Raw genomic sequence first — 18,321 nt, forward strand, 5'->3', positions numbered from 1 at the left:
AATGGGTAGATTATTTTCTTTATGGATCATTGCGGGTTGCTTTTGTTTTATTTCTTTTTCTACATGGTCACATGTTGGGACGCCAGATACATTCATTGATCAAGTTGATCACGAAACTGTCCAAATTATCGTAACAACGAATACGATTACTGTGGATGCAAATTTTGCTGGTCGTGATCTTTATATTGCTGGTGTTTTGGAAAATATTGATCCGTTATATTCTCGACAGAACCGTTATGATATTGTTGTAAGCTTGGAGGGACAAGATCGGACAATGGTGATGCGAGAAAAAAAACGCAATGCCGGTGTATGGGTTAATACAGATTCTCTTATTTTTAAAAAGGTTCCTCTTTTTTACTCTATGGTCACAACGCGTGAAATTGATGATATTACGAGTATTGAAGATTATAAACGCTTGGGGTTAGGATTACTGTATTTGCCATTGCAGACAGATGAACAAGATCAGAAAAAAATACAAAGCTTTCGCGATGAACTTATAAAATTACAAAAAGCTAAAAGCCTTTATTATGAGGAAGTAGGTGGAGTTCGTTTTGGTTCTGACACACTTTTCACAGCACATTTTCGTTTGCCAGCAAATATCCCGGTTGGACATTATAAAGTTCGTGCTTATCTTTTTCGTGATGGACAGTTTATTGATAGTGCAACAACGACTCTTGAAATTGTTAAAGCACATATCGCTTATACAATTTTTTATGCAGCGCACAAGTATCGTTTTTTATATGGTGTTGTTGCAGTGATTATTGCTATTACTACAGGATTTTTATGTCGTTTGATTTTTCGAAAAGATTAACGCAAGGAAAATGTTAAGGCGTTTATTTTTTATGAAAAACTCGTAAGATAAGAAAAATAGGCACAACAACAATAGCTCCCGTCATAGTTATATGGAAGAAATTTGTAAGCGTTATAAATCCTGCTTCCCATAGTGATTGAAAAAAATCTACTATTTTGTGTATGAGGTTTCGGTGTGTCCATCCCAAAAAATTCATTACGACGCCAATGAAGAATGAAAGGATAAGCAATTTTAGGCTAATACGGCTTAATATTCCTCCAAGAAACGCATGAGAAGAATCTAACATTTTTTTCTTTCGGTTCATTTTGATATACTTTCGAAAATCGTTTTTTTTAATTGTATTATCATAGTACAGCGATGTTATTATCATAAAAGAAAAACATTCTTTATTTTTTCTTACTTTTTTGAGTTTATCACCTTAGTACTGGTGTAATAACACTACTTTTTTTGAAATATACGCGTGTTTTATTGCATTTTAGTGATATTTTCGTGGCACTTCTTTTCTGAGAATTTGTAGAAAAATTTTATAACGTTTTGATATTTCGCGTCAGGGTAAGAGTTTTTGTTCGTTGAAGATTTTGCAGCCGACTAGCCGACTTATTTGTTGTGTATAGAAATAATATTTCAAGACAGTTTACTTAAAAAAAGACTATCTATTCTGATAATGGTGTGCTTACATAGGTATTATATTCAGATATTTCAACCTTAGTGCATTGAAAAGATCTTTTTTTCTGAAAAAATATAAGCAATGAATTGAGTGTTGTTAAAGGAGCAAAGATATCTAAAATACGATATTGAAAAAAGTTTTTTTATGTATGTCCGCGTGAGGGAATATCAGAGGTTTGTGGTGCTCGTGCTCCTTTTATTTGGAAGCAATTTATAATTAGAAGCCATTGTTTAGTGGGGAATTATGGAAAAATTCAAAATTCCTTTTGCAGAAGGGGTAGAGGCGGTTGATGTTGGCCGATGGGCAAATTTTCTGTTTTTGTTGAAATATCAAATTATTATGAAGGCTCTTTAGTTATTAAGGTTTTTGAACTAACGGGGAATAGTCCTTTGACGGCATAAAAACCTAGAGTAAAGAAGAGGCAAGCTTGTTCAACATGAGAGAAAAATCTTTGTTTTATAGCTTTCAATGGTAGACGTTGTAATATTATCAATAGATTTCCGATGGATTATGTCATTCACCATATATTAGATTGTTTTTTGCTGCATATTGGGAGTTGGTTTATAACTATGGGCAGGAGAAGTGGTTGGTAAGTGGTGTTGTTTGAAAGTTTTAATACTTTATCTCTCAGAGCCTGTGGTTTGTCTAATTTTATTATTTTGCGCATTCTTGTTGCGTGGGGAATTTATACAATAAACTTTAAAAGGAAAAGTCTATGAACTTAAAAAGAAAAATACTGAAAAGTAGCGGATCTCTTGTTTCTGCTCTTATTGCACTAGGGGTAGTTGTACAACAGGTTTCAGCAAAAACACCGGCTGATACCCTTGTGATGGCTTGGAATCTTGATGCAATCAGTACGTTTGATCCTGCGCAGCTCACTGATGTTTATGGAAGTGAAATTGTTCGCAATGTTTGTGATAATTTGGTCAGTACTGCGACAGATGATCCTGCTAAAATGGTTCCAGCTTTAGCAACGCATTGGGATGTTTCAGGTGATGATCACAGTACGGTGATTACTTTTCATTTGCGTGATGGTTTGAAGTTTAATGATGGTAGATCAGCCAATGCCAATGATCTTATTTGGGGTATGAAGCGGATTGTCAAACTGCAGATGGCTAATGCAGCAATTTTTAATGAATATGGAATTACAGAACAAAATGTTGATGATGCTTTACAAGCTCTTGATGAGAAAACAGTGGTGATGAAATTTGATAAGCCTTATCCAGCAGAGCTTATTCTTAATAATATTGTTGCGAGTCGTGCAACAGCTTTGCTTGATCGTAAGACGATCATGAAGCATGAAAAAAATGGTGATTTAGGAAATCAGTATTTGAAAACTCATGCTGCTTGTGTTGGTCCTTATCAGTTAAAAAGTTGGCGCCCTGGAGAAGCGATTTTGTTGCGTGCAAGTTCTCACTATTGGGGACAAGCTCCTAAACTAAAGCAGATTTTAATTCGCCATGTTGCAGAGCCAGGAACACAGCGCTTGTTATTGCAAAAACATGATATTGATGTTGCTCGTAATTTGACACCTGAAGATCTTGCAGATCTGCAAAAAAAAACAGATGTTAAAGTTGAAAAAGTGTTGGTGCCAACCATGATGTATTGGGGATTTAATACGATGAATCCTATTTTTGCTAAGGAAAAAGTACGCTTGGCGATGCGTTATCTTATAGACTATGAGGGTCTTGGCAAGAAACTTCTCAAAGGGATTGGTATTCCACGGGCAAGTTTTATTCCTCTTGGCAATTTTGGGGCTTTGGATGAAAAAGAAGGACAACCATTTAAGCTTGATATTCAAAAAGCCAAGCAACTTTTAGCAGAGGCCGGTTATCCAAACGGGTTTGAGGCAAATTTTCTCGTATCAAACACTCCTTATACTTTGTTACTTGCTCAGTCACTCCAAGATAGTGCTGTGCAGGCAGGGGTGCGTCTTAAAATTGAACGTGTGGCAGGTACACAGTTGTTTTCAAAACTTTATGCCCGAGCTTTTGATACAATTTTTGTCGGATGGAATAATGATTCTGCGGATCCTCATACAATGGCTTCACGTCTTGTTTATAATCCAGATAATCGGTTTGAGGCAAAAAATACAGCTTATCCTAGTTGGCAGTATGGGTATTTTGATGCCAAGATGAATCAAAAAGTTGAAGAGGCGTTATTTCAAAAAGATCCGCAAAAACGGGCGCAAATATATGCTGATTTACAACGTGAACTTATGCAAAAAGGACCTTATGCGTTTATTTACCAGCAATATAGCGTTGTCGCGATGACGCCTGATGTCAAAAAATGGGTTTGGAATAGTGCGCCGCGTATTTTTTATAGTGCTATTGAGAAATAAGAGGGTATCAAGTTTATAAAATGCAAAAAAGGTATGATCATGATGTATTTGACGTATTGCAAAGCATTTAAGAATTTTGCAATACGTCAAAGATTGTGAATAATAGGAGATATGTTGCTGAGTGTCTTTTCAATATTTATATTTCAAAAGAGATATTAATTCTCATTAAGGATGTATTTGCTTGGATGTTTAAGAGTTAATATTTCAACTTTCATGAATTGAAAAGTGGTCAATTTATTTGCTAAAAAATTAGTACAACAAATGTTGTGGCATTTAGCATTGTTAAAGGAGTAAAGACTTTGCAATGTTGAAGAAGAGTTTTGGTGTGGAGGCAAAGAGGAATATCAGTTTTTTATGATGCCTATGTTATGTTTCCTTTTGTTTTGAAAGATAACACTCCGCAATTGGGGTATTATTTTATGGGGAGTGATGAAAAAATTCAAATTTTCTCTTGAGAAGGAGGGTAAATGATCAATTTCAGCAAATTACAATTCATTCAAAATCATCAAAATATCAAATTTTTATTGAGGCTCTTGAAGTAACCGGACGTGGTGTTTTCGCGACACTTTTTAGAAAATCAAAAAAGAAATTTGAAGCAAAAGGTCTGATTGATAAAGCAAAAGGAAACTTTGCCTGATATGTCCCAAATTGTAAGCACTGTGATATCTCCAACAGATGCTGTTATGCCTAATACCTTCGTTTTATATCAGATCGTTTTCTGTTGAGTTTTTAATTTTATTTCGAGGAGGTATGTTTTCTAAGTCTAATCTTATTATTTCTTGCACGTTATTGTTGCATGGAGAGCTTATACAATAAATTTTAAAAGGAAAAGTCTATGAACTTGAAAGGAAAAATATTGAAAGGGAGCAGTGCTTTTGTTTCTGCTGTTATTGCACTGGGGATTTTGGTGCAACAAGTTTCAGCAAAAACACCTGCCGATACGCTTGTGATGGCTTGGAATCTTGATTCAATAAGTACATTTGATCCCGCACAAATTAATGACCGTTATGGTAACGAAGTTCTTGTCAATGTTTGTGATAATTTAGTTGAACCAGCTAAAGATGACGCAGCTAAACTTGTTCCCTCTTTGGCGAAGAGTTGGGATGTTTTAAGTGATGATCAGCGTACGGTGATTACTTTTCATTTGCGTGATGGTTTGAAGTTCAATGATGGTCGTCCTGCGAATGCCAATGATCTAATTTGGAGCATGAAGCGGGTTGTTAAATTGAAGATGGCTACTGCGGCGACATTTAATGAATATGGTATCACAGAACAGAATGTTGATGAGGCTTTTCAAGCACCGGATGAGAAAACGGTGGTGATGAAATTTGATAAACCTTATCCAGCAGAGCTTATTCTTAGCCATTTTGCCACTAGTCGTACTCTTGCTTTGCTTGATCGTGAGACACTCATGAAACACGAAAAAAATGGTGATATGGGAAACCGGTATTTGGCAAGCCATTCTGCTTGTGTTGGTCCTTATCAGTTAGAGAGTTGGCGCCCTGGAGAAGGGATTTTATTGCGTGCAAGCTCCAATTATTGGGGTGAGGCGCCTAAATTGAAGAAGATTTTAATTCGCCATGTCGCGGAGCCTGGAACACAACGTTTATTGTTGCAAAAACACGATATCGATGTTGCACGTAATTTGATGCCAGAGGATTTGGCAGATCTCCAAGCAACAACCGATATTAAAGTTGAAAGAGTGTTAGAGCCATCCGTGATCATATGGGGGTTCAATGTGACAAATCCTATTTTTGCCAATGAAAAAGTGCGTTTAGCGATGCGCTATCTTATTGACTATGAAGGACTCGGTAAGACTCTTCTCAAAGATGTTGGTGTTCCCCGTGCAAGTTTTATTCCTCTTGGTAATTTTGGGGCTTTAGATGAAAAAGAAGGACAACCCTTTAAACTTGATCTCCAAAAAGCAAAGGAACTTTTAACGGAAGCAGGTTATCCAGATGGTTTTGAGGCCAATATTTTTGCAGGGGCATCTCCTTATCCTTTTGCTTTGCCAATTGCTCAGTCCCTTCAAGACAATGCAAAAAAGGTTGGGGTGCGTTTTAAAATTGAACGTTTTGTAGGTACGCAGTTGTTTTCAAAATTTTATGCACGTACTTTTGATACGATTTTTTTCGGATGGAATAATGATTCTGCGGATCCTCATACAATGGCTTCACGCCTTATTTACAATCCTGATAATCGGCTTGAGGCTAAAAATACAGGCTATGCGAGTTGGTGCCATGGGTATTTGGATGAAACTATGAATCAAAAGGTTCAAGATGCGTTGTTTGAAAAAGATCCCAAAAAACGGGCGCAAATGTATGCTGATTTGCAACGTGAATTTATGCAGAAAGGACCCTATGCTTTTATCTATCAGACGTATCATACTGTAGCTATGACACCTGATGTTAAAAAATGGGTTTGGAATAGTGCACCACGTATTTTTTATAGTGCAATTGAAAAATAAGAAGGTATCAGGTTTATAAAATATAAAAAACATGATCATGATATATTTGATGTATTGCAAAGCTCTTTAACACTTTGCAATACGTTGAATTTTATCGGGAATGGATTACTATGTTGTGTAGAGAATTTTATTTCAGGAATTCTTATGAAAGATGTGTTTGTGTGGATGTTAAGATTGAATATTTTAACTTCTATTGATACAGCTTTCGGATGGAATAATAACTCTGGAGATCCCCATACAACGGCTCCAAGCTTTTTTATAACTCGGATAATCGGTTTGAAATTCGAAATATAAGCTGTTCTAGCCGGTGTTATGGATATTTTGATGAAGCTATAAATAAAAATTTTAAAGATTGTGTTGTTTCAAAAAGATTTACAGAAACGGGCGTAAAGAATTGAAAAATGGTAAGTTTGTTTAGTGAAAAAACAGGTGTAACAAATGTGGCAGAATTTACTGTTTCCGAAATAGCAGGAGCTCTAAAGCGTGTTGTTGAAGAAAAGTTTGGTTATGTACGGGTGCGTGGGGAGATATCAGGTTACCGTGGTACTCATGCTTCAGGACATGCTTATTTTGCTTTAAAGGATGATAAGGCACGGTTGGAAGCTGTTATTTGGCGTGGAGTGATGGAAAAGCTTAAATTTCCTCCTGAAGAAGGGATGGAAGTGGTTGCTGTTGGTAAACTTACAACTTATCCAGGGTCATCGAAATATCAAATTGTCATTGAGGCTCTTGAACCAACGGGGGTTGGTGCTTTGATGACACTTCTTGAAAATCGTAAGAAAAAGTTTGTGGAAGAAGGCTTATTTGATGAAGCAAAGAAAAAACCTTTGCCTTATATGCCTCGAATTATAGGCGTTGTCACATCACCAACAGGTGCTGTTATTCGTGATATTATTCATCGTATATCCGACCGTTTTCCGTTACATATTTTGGTTTGGCCTGTACGTGTTCAGGGGGAAACAAGTGGGAGAGAGGTAGCTGTTGCTGTTGAAGGTTTTAATGCTCTTGCTTCAGGAGGACTTATTCCAAAACCTGATCTTATTATTGTTGCACGGGGAGGGGGAAGTTTAGAAGATTTGTGGGGGTTTAATGACGAAGCTGTTGTTCGTGCTGTTTATGCCTCTGCTCTTCCCGTTATTTCTGCTGTTGGGCATGAAACGGACTGGACTTTAATTGATTATGTCGCTGATTGGCGTGCTCCAACTCCTACAGGAGCTGCAGAAAAGGCTGTTCCCGTTAAGCTTGATCTTGAAGTGTGTGTTGCGTCTCTTGGGGCACGTTTGCGCAAGGGACTTGTACGTTCTTTTGATTTTCATCAACAAAAGTTGCGTGCAGTCAGACGTGGTCTTCCCACTGTCGACCAACTTTTCGCTCTACCACGGCGTGGTTTTGATGAAATTTCAAATCGATTACAGCGTGCTCTTTGTGTAAGCTACGATAAAAAACGTTTTTCTTTTCATACTCTTCGTTTACGTCTTTCGTTACGTTTGTTAAATAATGAAAAAGCGCAACGCAATACAAAGGAATATACGGCGCGCCTTCATCGTGCTTTTGTGCGTAGCGTGGAAAAACAACGTGCCCAAATGGAGCTTGCATTTAGGCTTTTAAAAAGCACTTCTTATCAGAATATTTTAGAGCGTGGTTTTGTTTTGGCTTTGGGACAAGATAATAAGCCCATTAAACGGTTGCTTCAGTTTCCTGAAACAGGGCAAATAAATTTACGCTTTTTTGATGGTGATATCAGTGTTGCAATACAAGAACCTGTTTTTTCTAAACGTTCAAAACACAAGCAGATAAAGTCGCCAAGCGATGATCAAGGAACTCTCTTTTAATACGGTTAATGCCATGCTTGCGGAAGGTCTTCTTAAGGGAGTGGATGGAAAAGTTCGTTGCGCATGGGCTGGAACGGATCCACTTTATTGTGCTTATCATGATAACGAATGGGGAAAACCTGTTTTTAAGGATATCTGTTTGTTTGAAAAAATTTGTCTTGAAGGTTTCCAAGCGGGGCTTTCTTGGTTTACAATTTTAAAAAAACGCTCTTTTTTTCGCATTGCATTTGATCACTTTGACCTTGAAAAGATTGCTCATTATGATGAGCTAAAGGTGAAAATATTAATGCAGAATAAAAACATTGTTCGCCATCAAGGAAAAATTCAATCAGTGCTTAATAATGCACTTAGAGCACAGGAAATTATAACAGAGTGGGGGAGCTTGTCCCGCTATTTTTGGTCTTTTCAGCCACCACAATCAGAGCGTTATGAAAAGATAGACTTTCAAACACTGTCGGCTCATCCTATAACCCCTGCGTCTCTTCGTCTTTCTCAAGACTTGAAGAAACGTGGCTGGACATTTATTGGTCCCACAATTTGTTATGCTTTTATGCAGTCCGTGGGGATTGTTAATGATCATCTTGAAGGATGTTTTTGTCGATAAATTGGCCAACGTTCTTTTGTAAGGGGAATGATCAATAGGATAATAATTGAATTGTTTAATAAATGTATTAGACTACACAACTCCACTGTATAAGGTAATTGAAATATACAAACTATACAATATTAATGATTTTCTACTGTTGTTGGTACTCAAAATAATAAAGGTGTAATTTTGAGGATGAAAAAACAGATGAAAAAAGGAATGATAACTTAACTGTTATGTATCTGAAGTAAGATAATGGTAATGTCTTGTATGTTTTAAAGAAACATCTAGTGTACCAAAGCCAATTTTTTGACGCACTCCGTGAATAGTATAACAGTAAATCCATTGTATACCCCATCTTTACGCTTATGAAGGAGCAAATAGGCACCATCACACACTATACTAGCTCTCAATATTGTATAACCAGTCCTTGGTATTTGAAATGATTCAGAAGGGGTGTTTTTATTTCTGTTAATGACATGACCTTTATAATAAGTAATGAATATTTTATTCATGCTTATTGACCAATGCAAAGTGGTTTTTAGATGGGTGCTGTTGTTGCATTGTTATATTTTACTTTGCTTGTATGACTGTTGGTTTATTTGTGTGTAGGTCGAAATACTTATCTAGGCAATATAAAATGAAATGCAGAGACGAAAAATTGAAATTATGAAATTAAATGACTTAAGCTGCTTGTGTTGCATTTCATTATCTGATAGTTTTCTTCTATTAGAGAGTGATCTTGCCGCGTGTGCGCTCCAATTTTTGGGAAGATGATTAAGCTCAGGCAGGCTTATATCCACTACATTGCTTAGTTGAATCTCTGTATGTTTCTGCTGGGAGCAAGGGTTTTATTGCAGTATGTTGTTTTCTGCTCTATTTTTATAGGGGTAAAGCAATGATGCACACTAAAGGTTAGAAGGGTTTATATTCGTTATGTCTTTGGGGGGGTAGTCTAATGAATTTTGTTTTTATCAATACAGAAGTGCATTTTAGTGTGTATTCTTTTATTGCGAGCTTTATCTCTCAAAAGATAAAGCAGATTTTTGTGGGGGGTAGAGTTTTAGAAAAGATCTTTTCTTATGCCTTTCTGCTGCTGTTTTAGTGCAGTTTTGATCATGTAGTAAAGATGTGCTGCATCTTGAAATTGAGTGTTTGAGGAGAATGACAATTTTAAAGTTTGCATATTTTATTTTAAATACTGCCTAAAGGAATAGAATAGTGAATTCATAAATTTTTGCGCAATGATTTTTTTTAAACTTACCATTTTGGGGAGGGGGCTGATATACTGCATTATCGTATGCAAAGAAAGGTTATGAAAAGTATGAAAAGAATGTAATACTGGTTAGCAAAGCATATATTGCATGTTCGCTATAGTTTGATTGAGATATAAGTCAATGAATTTATAAAGTAAATGACTCTGTATAGGCGATTAGAATATATTTGTTTAATGTATATCATTATAAATTTGCCATGTTATTTCAGCGTCATTAATTAATAAAAATAAATAAAGGGAAAAATTTATGAACTTGAAGAAAACAGTATTGAAAAGTAGCAGCTCTCTTGTTGCTACTCTTATGGCACTGGGAGTAGTTGTACAACAGGTTTCAGCAAAAACACCGGTTAATACTCTTGTGATGGCTTGGAATCTTGATGCAATCAGTACGTTTGATCCTGCCCAAAGCAATGATGTTTATGCAAGTGAAATTATTGGAAATGTTTGTGATAACTTGGTCAGTACTGCGACAGATGATCCTGCTAAAATGGTTCCAGCTTTAGCAACGCATTGGGATGTTTCAGGTGATGATCACAGTACGGTGATTACTTTTCATTTGCGTGATGGTTTGAAGTTTAATGATGGTAGATCAGCCAATGCCAATGATCTTATTTGGGGTATGAAGCGGATTGTCAAACTGCAGATGGCTAATGCAGCAATTTTTAATGAATATGGAATTACAGAACAAAATGTTGATGATGCTTTACAAGCTCTTGATGAGAAAACAGTGGTGATGAAATTTGATAAGCCTTATCCAGCAGAGCTTATTCTTAATAATATTGTTGCGAGTCGTGCAACAGCTTTGCTTGATCGTAAGACGATCATGAAGCATGAAAAAAATGGTGATTTAGGAAATCAGTATTTGAAAACTCATGCTGCTTGTGTTGGTCCTTATCAGTTAAAAAGTTGGCGCCCTGGAGAAGCGATTTTGTTGCGTGCAAGTTCTCACTATTGGGGACAAGCTCCTAAACTAAAGCAGATTTTAATTCGCCATGTTGCAGAGCCAGGAACACAGCGCTTGTTATTGCAAAAACATGATATTGATGTTGCTCGTAATTTGACACCTGAAGATCTTGCAGATCTGCAAAAAAAAACAGATGTTAAAGTTGAAAAAGTGTTGGTGCCAACCATGATGTATTGGGGATTTAATACGATGAATCCTATTTTTGCTAAGGAAAAAGTACGCTTGGCGATGCGTTATCTTATAGACTATGAGGGTCTTGGCAAGAAACTTCTCAAAGGGATTGGTATTCCACGGGCAAGTTTTATTCCTCTTGGCAATTTTGGGGCTTTGGATGAAAAAGAAGGACAACCATTTAAGCTTGATATTCAAAAAGCCAAGCAACTTTTAGCAGAGGCCGGTTATCCAAACGGGTTTGAGGCAAATTTTCTCGTATCAAACACTCCTTATACTTTGTTACTTGCTCAGTCACTCCAAGATAGTGCTGTGCAGGCAGGGGTGCGTCTTAAAATTGAACGTGTGGCAGGTACACAGTTGTTTTCAAAACTTTATGCCCGAGCTTTTGATACAATTTTTGTCGGATGGAATAATGATTCTGCGGATCCTCATACAATGGCTTCACGTCTTGTTTATAATCCAGATAATCGGTTTGAGGCAAAAAATACAGCTTATCCTAGTTGGCAGTATGGGTATTTTGATGCCAAGATGAATCAAAAAGTTGAAGAGGCGTTATTTCAAAAAGATCCGCAAAAACGGGCGCAAATATATGCTGATTTACAACGTGAACTTATGCAAAAAGGACCTTATGCGTTTATTTACCAGCAATATAGCGTTGTCGCGATGACGCCTGATGTCAAAAAATGGGTTTGGAATAGTGCGCCGCGTATTTTTTATAGCAAAATTGAAAAATAAGAATGTCTTTTCGTGTTGTCAAAGGTAAAAATAGCTTGATCATAATTGCATGATAAAAATATTCTTTCACGTAGAAGTCCTTCAGCTTTTTAAAGGATGGGACTGTGATGGATGTTTGTGCTGTATATGATGGAGGTCGTTTATTAAGGAGGGATGAATATAGAAAGTTATATTGGAGAGGATCTTTGTTTGTGGCTACAGATTCTCTGCATTCCGAATATAAATTGACGTATGAGAGAATTATTTTATAGGTGCTAGTTTGATTAAATGAAGTTGATGTTTGATACTATGCTGTTTAAAAGATGAAAGAGCAAAATTACAACTGCCATGTGTGAAAAGGCACAAGAATGTAATAGAAAGAAAAATGGGAAAAAAATGTTGAAAAAATTTTCTATTTTATTAGGCATAATATCTTTTTTAAATGGGGGTGTAACATCAGTATTCAGTGCCTCATCTAAAGATGTGTTGGTAATGGCATGGAATATTGATTCAATTAGTAGTTTTGATCCAGCGCAAACTGTTGAGGTTGTGACGAGTGAGTTATTGACGAATATTTGCAGCGCGTTAGTGCAATATGATGAGCATGATCCTACAAAAATTCGCCCTGCTATGGCAAAATCCTGGGACGTTTTAGATAATGGCAAAAGAATAGTTTTTCATCTTCGTGATGATTTAAAGTTTAATGACGGAAGGACGGCTACAGCGCAAGATCTGGTATGGTCGATGCGACGGATTATTAAATTAGGATTAAGCTATGCTCAATCTTTAATGGATTATGGGTTTACCAAAAGCAATATTGAAACAAATATTCAGGCTCTTGATGATAAGACTTTACAATTAAAATTAGACAAACCCTATCCTATTCAGCTCATATTGACTGTTATTGGACAATCTTATGCTTCTGCTTTGCTTGATCGGAAAACAATTGAAGCACAGAGTATTAACGGTGATATGGGGAATAAATATTTAGCAACACATTCGGCTTGTGTTGGACCTTATAAATTGGTGAGCTGGTCTCCAGGAGATAAAGTTGTATTAGAGGCTACACAGCATTATTGGGGCGATGTGCCTAAAATTAAGAAGATTGTTGTGCAGCACGTAGCAGATTCATCAAGTCAAAGACTTCTTTTGGAAAAAGGTGATGTGGATATAGCGCGTGATCTTTCTTCAGAGGATATTTTAGATCTTGAAAAAAAGGGAGGCCTAGTCAAAATTAGTCGTGTTTTGCGCCCCCAGATTATTTATCTATCATTAAATAATAAGAATGCAATTTTTGCAAACGAAAAGGTCAGATTGGCACTTCGTTATTTGGTTGATTATGAAGGTCTTGGAAAAACTGTTTTGAAGGGGATTGCTATTCCGCGGGCAACTTATATGTCCTTGGGTGTTCCTGGTGCTTTGGATGAAAAAGAAGGGCTGCCTTTTAAGTTGGATTTGAAAAAAGCAAAACAGTTGATTACTGAGGCTGGTTATCCGAACGGTTTTAAAGCCAATCTTTTAGTTGGAAGCCTTAGTTATATGTCGTCTGTTGCACAGTCTATTCAAGCCAATGCACGTAAAATTGGTGTTGAGCTGACAATTGAAAAAATGGCACAAAATCAATTGTTGAGCCGTGTACGTGGTGGAAATTACGATACTGCTATTATGGGGTGGGGGAGTGCCGATCCTGATGGACATCCTGCCTCGTTAAATCACGTGTTTAATCCTGATCCAACATTTACAAAAAAGCACAATATGTATTTGGCTTGGCGCGCTGGGTATTATGATGAAAATATTAATAACATGGTGATGGATGCTTTGTTTGAGAAAGACCCCAATAAGCGTATCATGCAATATCGTACTTTACAGCATTATGTGCTAGAGCATGGTCCTATGGTTTATTTATTTCAGACATATTATACCGTTGGTATGGGACCTGATGTCAAAAAATGGATTTGGAACAGTTATAGACTTTATTACAATGAAGCAGAAAAATAAAAAGAAGCATGTTATAGAGAAGGATTGTAGAACATGCTTAATAAGAGGTTGTTTCGTTATATAAAAAAAGGTATTTGCTTTATGTTTTGTCGCTACAGAGGGGATTTTTATAATGGTTTTGCCACTTTCAGAGACTGAAAGAGCTGTATTAGAAAAGCAGAAAAGATTATTTTTATGGGATTTTTTATGCAAAGGATTGAAACTTCTTATTTCAGTTTTTATCACATTGCTTGGGTTGGTGACGATCACTTTTTTTCTTGGTCATCTTCTTCCTCTAGATCCAGTTCTGTCTATTCTTGGTGATAATATCAGTCAGGAAGCTTATGATGCAATGTATTATAAGCTTGGTCTTGATAAGCCGTTGATTGTTCAATATTGGAAGTATCTTCATAATGTATTTTTATTTGACTTTGGAGATGCTTTAACTTCTGGGCGTCCTGTTCTAGCTGATATTATGCGTGTATTTCCTGCAACATTAGAGCTTGCAACCGTTGCTATTGTTATTGGCACAAGTCTTGGAATTCCATTTGGTGTTTTTGCAGCAATGTATCGCGATTCATTTATTGATTATGTTGTTCGTGTTTTTACACTTGTAAGTTATTCTACTCCAACGTTTTGGCTCGGTTTAATGGCTTTGTTAATATTTTACGCCAAGCTTGGCTGGGTTGGTGGTCCAGGACGTATTGATTTTCTTTATGAATATTCTTTCGAACCAAAAACAGGATTTTTCCTTTGGGATACTGCAAGCCAAGGACAATGGGAGGCTTTTGGTAATGTTTTTAGTCACATTATTATGCCTGCTTTGATCTTAGCTTTCGGTGCTATGGCTTATATTAGCCGTATGACTCGTGGGTTTATGATTGAGCAGCTTAATCAGGAATATATCATTACTGCACGTGTAAAGGGGTTATCGTGGGCGCGAACGGTATGGGGACATGCCTTTCGAAATGCTGCTGTTCAAATTATTACCGTTGTTGCGCTTTCTTATGCTTTTTTATTAGAAGGGGCTGTTTTAACGGAGACAGTTTTTGCTTGGCCTGGTTTTGGACATTACTTGACAAATGCTCTTTTAGCCGGAGATATGAATGCAGTTGTAGGATGTACTTTACTTGTAGGATTTATCTTTGTCGCCATTAATTTATTTTCTGATTTGCTTTATCGCATTTTTGATCCAAGGACACGTTGAATATGACAGTAAGTAATCATCATAAATCGCAATCATTATCTTCTTTGGGTAGTTGGTTAAACGACCCTGTTCCAAGCTCCATAATTCAGGCGAACATACAAAGAATTTATCACGCACTGGTTAAGTTTTTTCATAACTTTTCGGCTGTATTTGGTCTGCTTATTATTTGTATTATTATCATATGTGCATTTTTTGCTCCTTGGATTGCTACGCATGATTTTCTTAGCAATGATCTAGGGCATCGGTTGCAGCCACCCTCTATGGCGCATTATTTTGGAACGGATGAATTGGGACGTGACATTTTTAGTCGCCTTGTTTTTGGTTCCCGTATTACTCTTTATGTTGTTTTTCTTACAACAGTTATTGTAGGTCCAATAGGGCTTATTGTTGGAACTGTATCTGGTTATATGGGCGGATGGGTTGATACTGTGCTCATGCGCATTGTCGATATTTTTCTTGCTTTTCCAGGTTTGATTTTAGCTCTTGCATTTTCAGCTGCATTGGGACCAGGGATTGAAAATGCTTCTATTGCAATTTCAATTGCAGCATGGCCCCCAATTGCACGTTTAGCACGTGCTGAGACTTTGACAATACGTTCTTCTGATTATGTTTCTGTCGTTCGCTTGCAAGGGGCTTCTGCTTGGAGAATAATTTTGTTTCACGTTGCGCCCATGTGTATTCCTTCAGTGATTGTACGATTAACTTTGGATATGTCTGGAATTATTTTAACGGCTGCTGGTCTTGGTTTTTTAGGATTGGGAGCTCAACTCCCCAGTCCTGAATGGGGCGCGATGCTTTCTTCAGGGCGGGAATTTATGATGACAAATTGGTGGTTGGCGGCAATACCAGGCTGTGCGATATTATTTGCAAGTCTTGCTTTCAATCTTTTAGGTGATGGTCTTCGTGATGTATTGGATCCACGCAATGGGTAATAAATTATTAGAAGTAGAAGATTTACGTATTTCTTTTCCTACAACGCGCGGCATTTCAGAAGTTGTGCGTGGCGTTAGTTTTTCTGTTGGAAAAGAAAAAATTGGAATTGTTGGTGAATCCGGATCTGGAAAATCGATGACTGGGCGCGCAATACTAAGGTTGAGTCCAAAAGCGGCCATTGTGAAAGCTAAAAAAATGCGCTTTGAGGATGTTGATTTATTGGCCGCAAGTGAACCTCAGATGAGAAAAATCCGTGGGAAGCGTATTTCAATGATTTTACAGGACCCCAAATATTCACTTAATCCATTAATACGAATTGGGGAACAGATTATGGAGGCTTACCGTATTCATTATCGTGTTTCAAAAGTTGAAGCGCGGGAACGCACCATATCTATGTTAGAATCCGTTCATATTCGTGATCCTGAACATGTGATGCGTCTTTTTCCTCATGAAATATCTGGGGGGATGGGGCAGCGTGTGATGATTGCAATGATGCTCATTCCAAAACCTGATTTAATTATTGCCGATGAGCCAACATCTGCACTTGATATCACGGTCAGACGACAAGTTTTATCTGTATTAGATGAACTTGTGACAAAATCTGGAACGGGACTTATTTTCATTAGTCATGATTTGAATATGATTGCTGATTTTTGTGATCGTATTTTGGTGATGTATGCGGGCCGTGTGTTAGAAGAGTTGCCTGCTTCTGATTTGTCCCATGCTTGTCATCCTTATACGAAGGCGTTGCTCGCGAGTTTGCCACGGCTTGATAATCCTGTTGATGTTTTGGCTGTTCCTGAACGTGATCCTGATTGGTTGTATAATCCTACGATTATTAATGGTGTTGAGGAGGTTCCTCATGACAAATTGTGAGAATATTGTTGATGTTTCTAATTTATCTGTAACTTTTGGTCATAGGCATAAGGCCGTAACAGTTATTAAAAATGTTAATTTTCATATTAAGCGTGGTGAAGCTTATGGTTTGATTGGTGAATCTGGATGTGGAAAATCAACTATTTTGAATACATTGGTGGGGCTTATTCCAGATTATAGTGGAAAGTTCCTTTTTGCTGGACAAGAAGTCGAAAAGAAAAGAAGTAAGGATTTTTTACGCTGTATTCAAATGGTTTTTCAAGATCCTTATGCTTCACTTCATCCAAGAAAAATGGTCCATACGGTTCTTTCTGAATCTCTCAAAATCCATGGGATGTATAATCAAAAGGAGCGGGTGGAGGACGCTTTAGATTCCGTTGGTTTAGATTCTTCATTTCTTTATCGTTATCCTCATGAGCTGTCTGGAGGGCAGCGTCAGCGTATTGCTCTTGCACGTGCTTTAATTATTGAGTCAGAGGTTTTGTTGCTTGATGAGCCAACATCTGCATTGGATGTGTCGGTACAGGCTGAAATTTTAAACTTGTTGAAATCGTTGCGCGTGAGAAAAAAGCTTACTTATTTAATGGTTTCCCATGATCTTGCTGTTGTTGCACATATTTGTGAACGTGTTGGAATTATGCATAAAGGGATTATTCTTGAAGAGCTTAGCAATGATGAATTGCGTAATTTACATGCGCAACACGATTATACAAAGGAGTTTTTTGAAGCAAGTATAGAGCCTATTGTTCATAGAGAGCAAAGAGTATGATCGATTTTCCAAAAGAGAAAATACATTTTTCTGTTTTAGGTTTCGAGAAGTATTTAGTATCTTTGTTGTAATAGAGAGTTTTTGTATTTTTTATAATGTGAAATCTTATCGATATAATTTATTGAAAGAAATTTTAGCCCTCATATTTTTCACTTTATTAGGCGTACAACGTTATGAGTGATCTGCATGAATTATAACGCGCATTATATATCTGTTGTACAGTTTGTTGGTTATAAATTTATGTTTAGAAGGTTTCATTTTAGATGAGCATCAAGCTTGTAAGAAATAATAGATGATTAATAATGCTATGTTTTCTAGAAAAATTTATTCTTTAGGGTATAGTTTAATTTTTGTTTTTTCTGTTCTTAAAGACAGATTTTATAAATAAAAAAGGTAGCACATTGTGCTGCCTTTCTGTTAAATTGAATAGAATGAATAGGCTATTTTTACAGCCTTGATTAAAACTGATAGCGTATGCCGCCTGAAAAACTTGCACCACTTATACCAGTTTTCTGAAGCTTTTGTTGATAGCTTACATCACCATGAAGGGAGAAATTGTGAGACAATTGTGCATTGACGCCAATACCGCCTTCAATTGCAGGTCCCATATAGGATCAAGGTCAAAGTCTCTACCAATATGAACGGTACCATCATCACCAAAAGTTTTGATCAAGTTTACTTTTCCATAGAAAGACATAGGACGGCTGTTTTCAGTGGAAATGGTTTT

12 protein-coding genes and 1 pseudogene are annotated in these 18,321 nt (G+C 36.9%); 11 read left to right on the top strand and 2 right to left on the bottom strand.

The genetic code is table 11. The features are described 5' to 3' along the window. The first annotated feature begins 1 nt into the window (after position 1). A complete protein-coding gene (locus tag ACFIJP_RS06925) occupies positions 2-811 on the top strand; it encodes a TIGR02186 family protein (RefSeq protein ID WP_375626526.1) in 810 nt (269 codons plus the stop codon). Between the two features lie 22 nt (positions 812-833). On the opposite strand, the gene ACFIJP_RS06930 is transcribed toward ACFIJP_RS06925, so the two are convergent. Beyond that, entirely contained in the window at positions 834-1,115 is a 282-nt protein-coding gene (locus tag ACFIJP_RS06930; RefSeq protein WP_375626528.1) for a DUF6460 domain-containing protein, read from the bottom strand. Positions 1,116-2,193: 1,078 nt separating this feature from the next. Here ACFIJP_RS06930 and ACFIJP_RS06935 point away from each other — a divergent pair. From ACFIJP_RS06935 to ACFIJP_RS06980, 10 genes are all read left to right on the top strand, one after another. Then, positions 2,194-3,819, top strand: coding sequence for an ABC transporter substrate-binding protein (locus tag ACFIJP_RS06935; RefSeq protein WP_375626530.1), 1,626 nt, complete (start codon positions 2,194-2,196; stop codon positions 3,817-3,819). Positions 3,820-4,654: 835 nt separating this feature from the next. Further along, positions 4,655-6,286, top strand: a complete 1,632-nt coding sequence (locus ACFIJP_RS06940; protein ID WP_375626532.1) for an ABC transporter substrate-binding protein — start codon at positions 4,655-4,657, stop codon at positions 6,284-6,286. A 401-nt stretch (positions 6,287-6,687) separates the two neighbouring features. Continuing rightward, positions 6,688-8,118, top strand: coding sequence for an exodeoxyribonuclease VII large subunit (gene xseA, locus ACFIJP_RS06945; protein WP_375626534.1), 1,431 nt, complete (start codon positions 6,688-6,690; stop codon positions 8,116-8,118). Then, positions 8,096-8,722 (top strand): DNA-3-methyladenine glycosylase I, encoded by a 627-nt coding sequence (locus ACFIJP_RS06950; protein ID WP_375626536.1) that lies wholly within the window; start codon positions 8,096-8,098, stop codon positions 8,720-8,722. The genes xseA and ACFIJP_RS06950 overlap by 23 nt, the downstream gene beginning before the upstream one ends. Positions 8,723-10,227: 1,505 nt before the next feature. Beyond that, positions 10,228-11,853: an ABC transporter substrate-binding protein gene (locus ACFIJP_RS06955; protein WP_375626538.1), complete on the top strand. Its 1,626-nt coding sequence runs from the start codon at positions 10,228-10,230 to the stop codon at positions 11,851-11,853. A gap of 375 nt (positions 11,854-12,228) precedes the next feature. After that, positions 12,229-13,830: an ABC transporter substrate-binding protein gene (locus ACFIJP_RS06960; protein ID WP_375626540.1), complete on the top strand. Its 1,602-nt coding sequence runs from the start codon at positions 12,229-12,231 to the stop codon at positions 13,828-13,830. Positions 13,831-13,942: 112 nt separating this feature from the next. Then, a complete protein-coding gene (locus ACFIJP_RS06965) occupies positions 13,943-15,016 on the top strand; it encodes an ABC transporter permease (RefSeq protein WP_375626542.1) in 1,074 nt (357 codons plus the stop codon). Positions 15,017-15,018: 2 nt separating this feature from the next. Beyond that, positions 15,019-15,948 carry an ABC transporter permease gene (locus ACFIJP_RS06970; RefSeq protein WP_375626544.1) on the top strand — a complete coding sequence of 310 codons (930 nt, stop codon included), beginning with the start codon at positions 15,019-15,021 and terminating at the stop codon, positions 15,946-15,948. Continuing rightward, positions 15,941-16,825 (top strand): ABC transporter ATP-binding protein, encoded by an 885-nt coding sequence (locus tag ACFIJP_RS06975; RefSeq protein ID WP_375626546.1) that lies wholly within the window; start codon positions 15,941-15,943, stop codon positions 16,823-16,825. Before ACFIJP_RS06970 ends, ACFIJP_RS06975 begins: the two co-directional genes overlap by 8 nt. Continuing rightward, positions 16,812-17,594 (top strand): ABC transporter ATP-binding protein, encoded by a 783-nt coding sequence (locus ACFIJP_RS06980; RefSeq protein WP_375626547.1) that lies wholly within the window; start codon positions 16,812-16,814, stop codon positions 17,592-17,594. The genes ACFIJP_RS06975 and ACFIJP_RS06980 overlap by 14 nt, the downstream gene beginning before the upstream one ends. A 458-nt stretch (positions 17,595-18,052) precedes the next feature. Here ACFIJP_RS06980 and ACFIJP_RS06985 read toward each other — a convergent pair. Beyond that, positions 18,053-18,321: pseudogene (locus ACFIJP_RS06985) on the bottom strand (autotransporter outer membrane beta-barrel domain-containing protein); the annotation flags it as partial.

Origin of the sequence: Bartonella sp. MU37NMGALS, from assembly GCF_042194015.1 — a bacterium.
GTDB lineage: Bacteria > Pseudomonadota > Alphaproteobacteria > Rhizobiales > Rhizobiaceae > Bartonella > Bartonella grahamii.

What these genes read in the sequence shown, in the direction of transcription:
- ACFIJP_RS06925 (WP_375626526.1), top strand. Translation starts at nt 2, where the DNA reads ATGGGTAGATTATTTTCTTTATGGATCATTGCGGGTTGCTTTTGTTTT.
- ACFIJP_RS06930 (WP_375626528.1), bottom strand. Translation starts at nt 1,115, where the DNA reads ATGAACCGAAAGAAAAAAATGTTAGATTCTTCTCATGCGTTTCTTGGA.
- ACFIJP_RS06935 (WP_375626530.1), top strand. Translation starts at nt 2,194, where the DNA reads ATGAACTTAAAAAGAAAAATACTGAAAAGTAGCGGATCTCTTGTTTCT.
- ACFIJP_RS06940 (WP_375626532.1), top strand. Translation starts at nt 4,655, where the DNA reads ATGAACTTGAAAGGAAAAATATTGAAAGGGAGCAGTGCTTTTGTTTCT.
- xseA (WP_375626534.1), top strand. Translation starts at nt 6,688, where the DNA reads ATGGTAAGTTTGTTTAGTGAAAAAACAGGTGTAACAAATGTGGCAGAA.
- ACFIJP_RS06950 (WP_375626536.1), top strand. Translation starts at nt 8,096, where the DNA reads ATGATCAAGGAACTCTCTTTTAATACGGTTAATGCCATGCTTGCGGAA.
- ACFIJP_RS06955 (WP_375626538.1), top strand. Translation starts at nt 10,228, where the DNA reads ATGAACTTGAAGAAAACAGTATTGAAAAGTAGCAGCTCTCTTGTTGCT.
- ACFIJP_RS06960 (WP_375626540.1), top strand. Translation starts at nt 12,229, where the DNA reads ATGTTGAAAAAATTTTCTATTTTATTAGGCATAATATCTTTTTTAAAT.
- ACFIJP_RS06965 (WP_375626542.1), top strand. Translation starts at nt 13,943, where the DNA reads ATGGTTTTGCCACTTTCAGAGACTGAAAGAGCTGTATTAGAAAAGCAG.
- ACFIJP_RS06970 (WP_375626544.1), top strand. Translation starts at nt 15,019, where the DNA reads ATGACAGTAAGTAATCATCATAAATCGCAATCATTATCTTCTTTGGGT.
- ACFIJP_RS06975 (WP_375626546.1), top strand. Translation starts at nt 15,941, where the DNA reads ATGGGTAATAAATTATTAGAAGTAGAAGATTTACGTATTTCTTTTCCT.
- ACFIJP_RS06980 (WP_375626547.1), top strand. Translation starts at nt 16,812, where the DNA reads ATGACAAATTGTGAGAATATTGTTGATGTTTCTAATTTATCTGTAACT.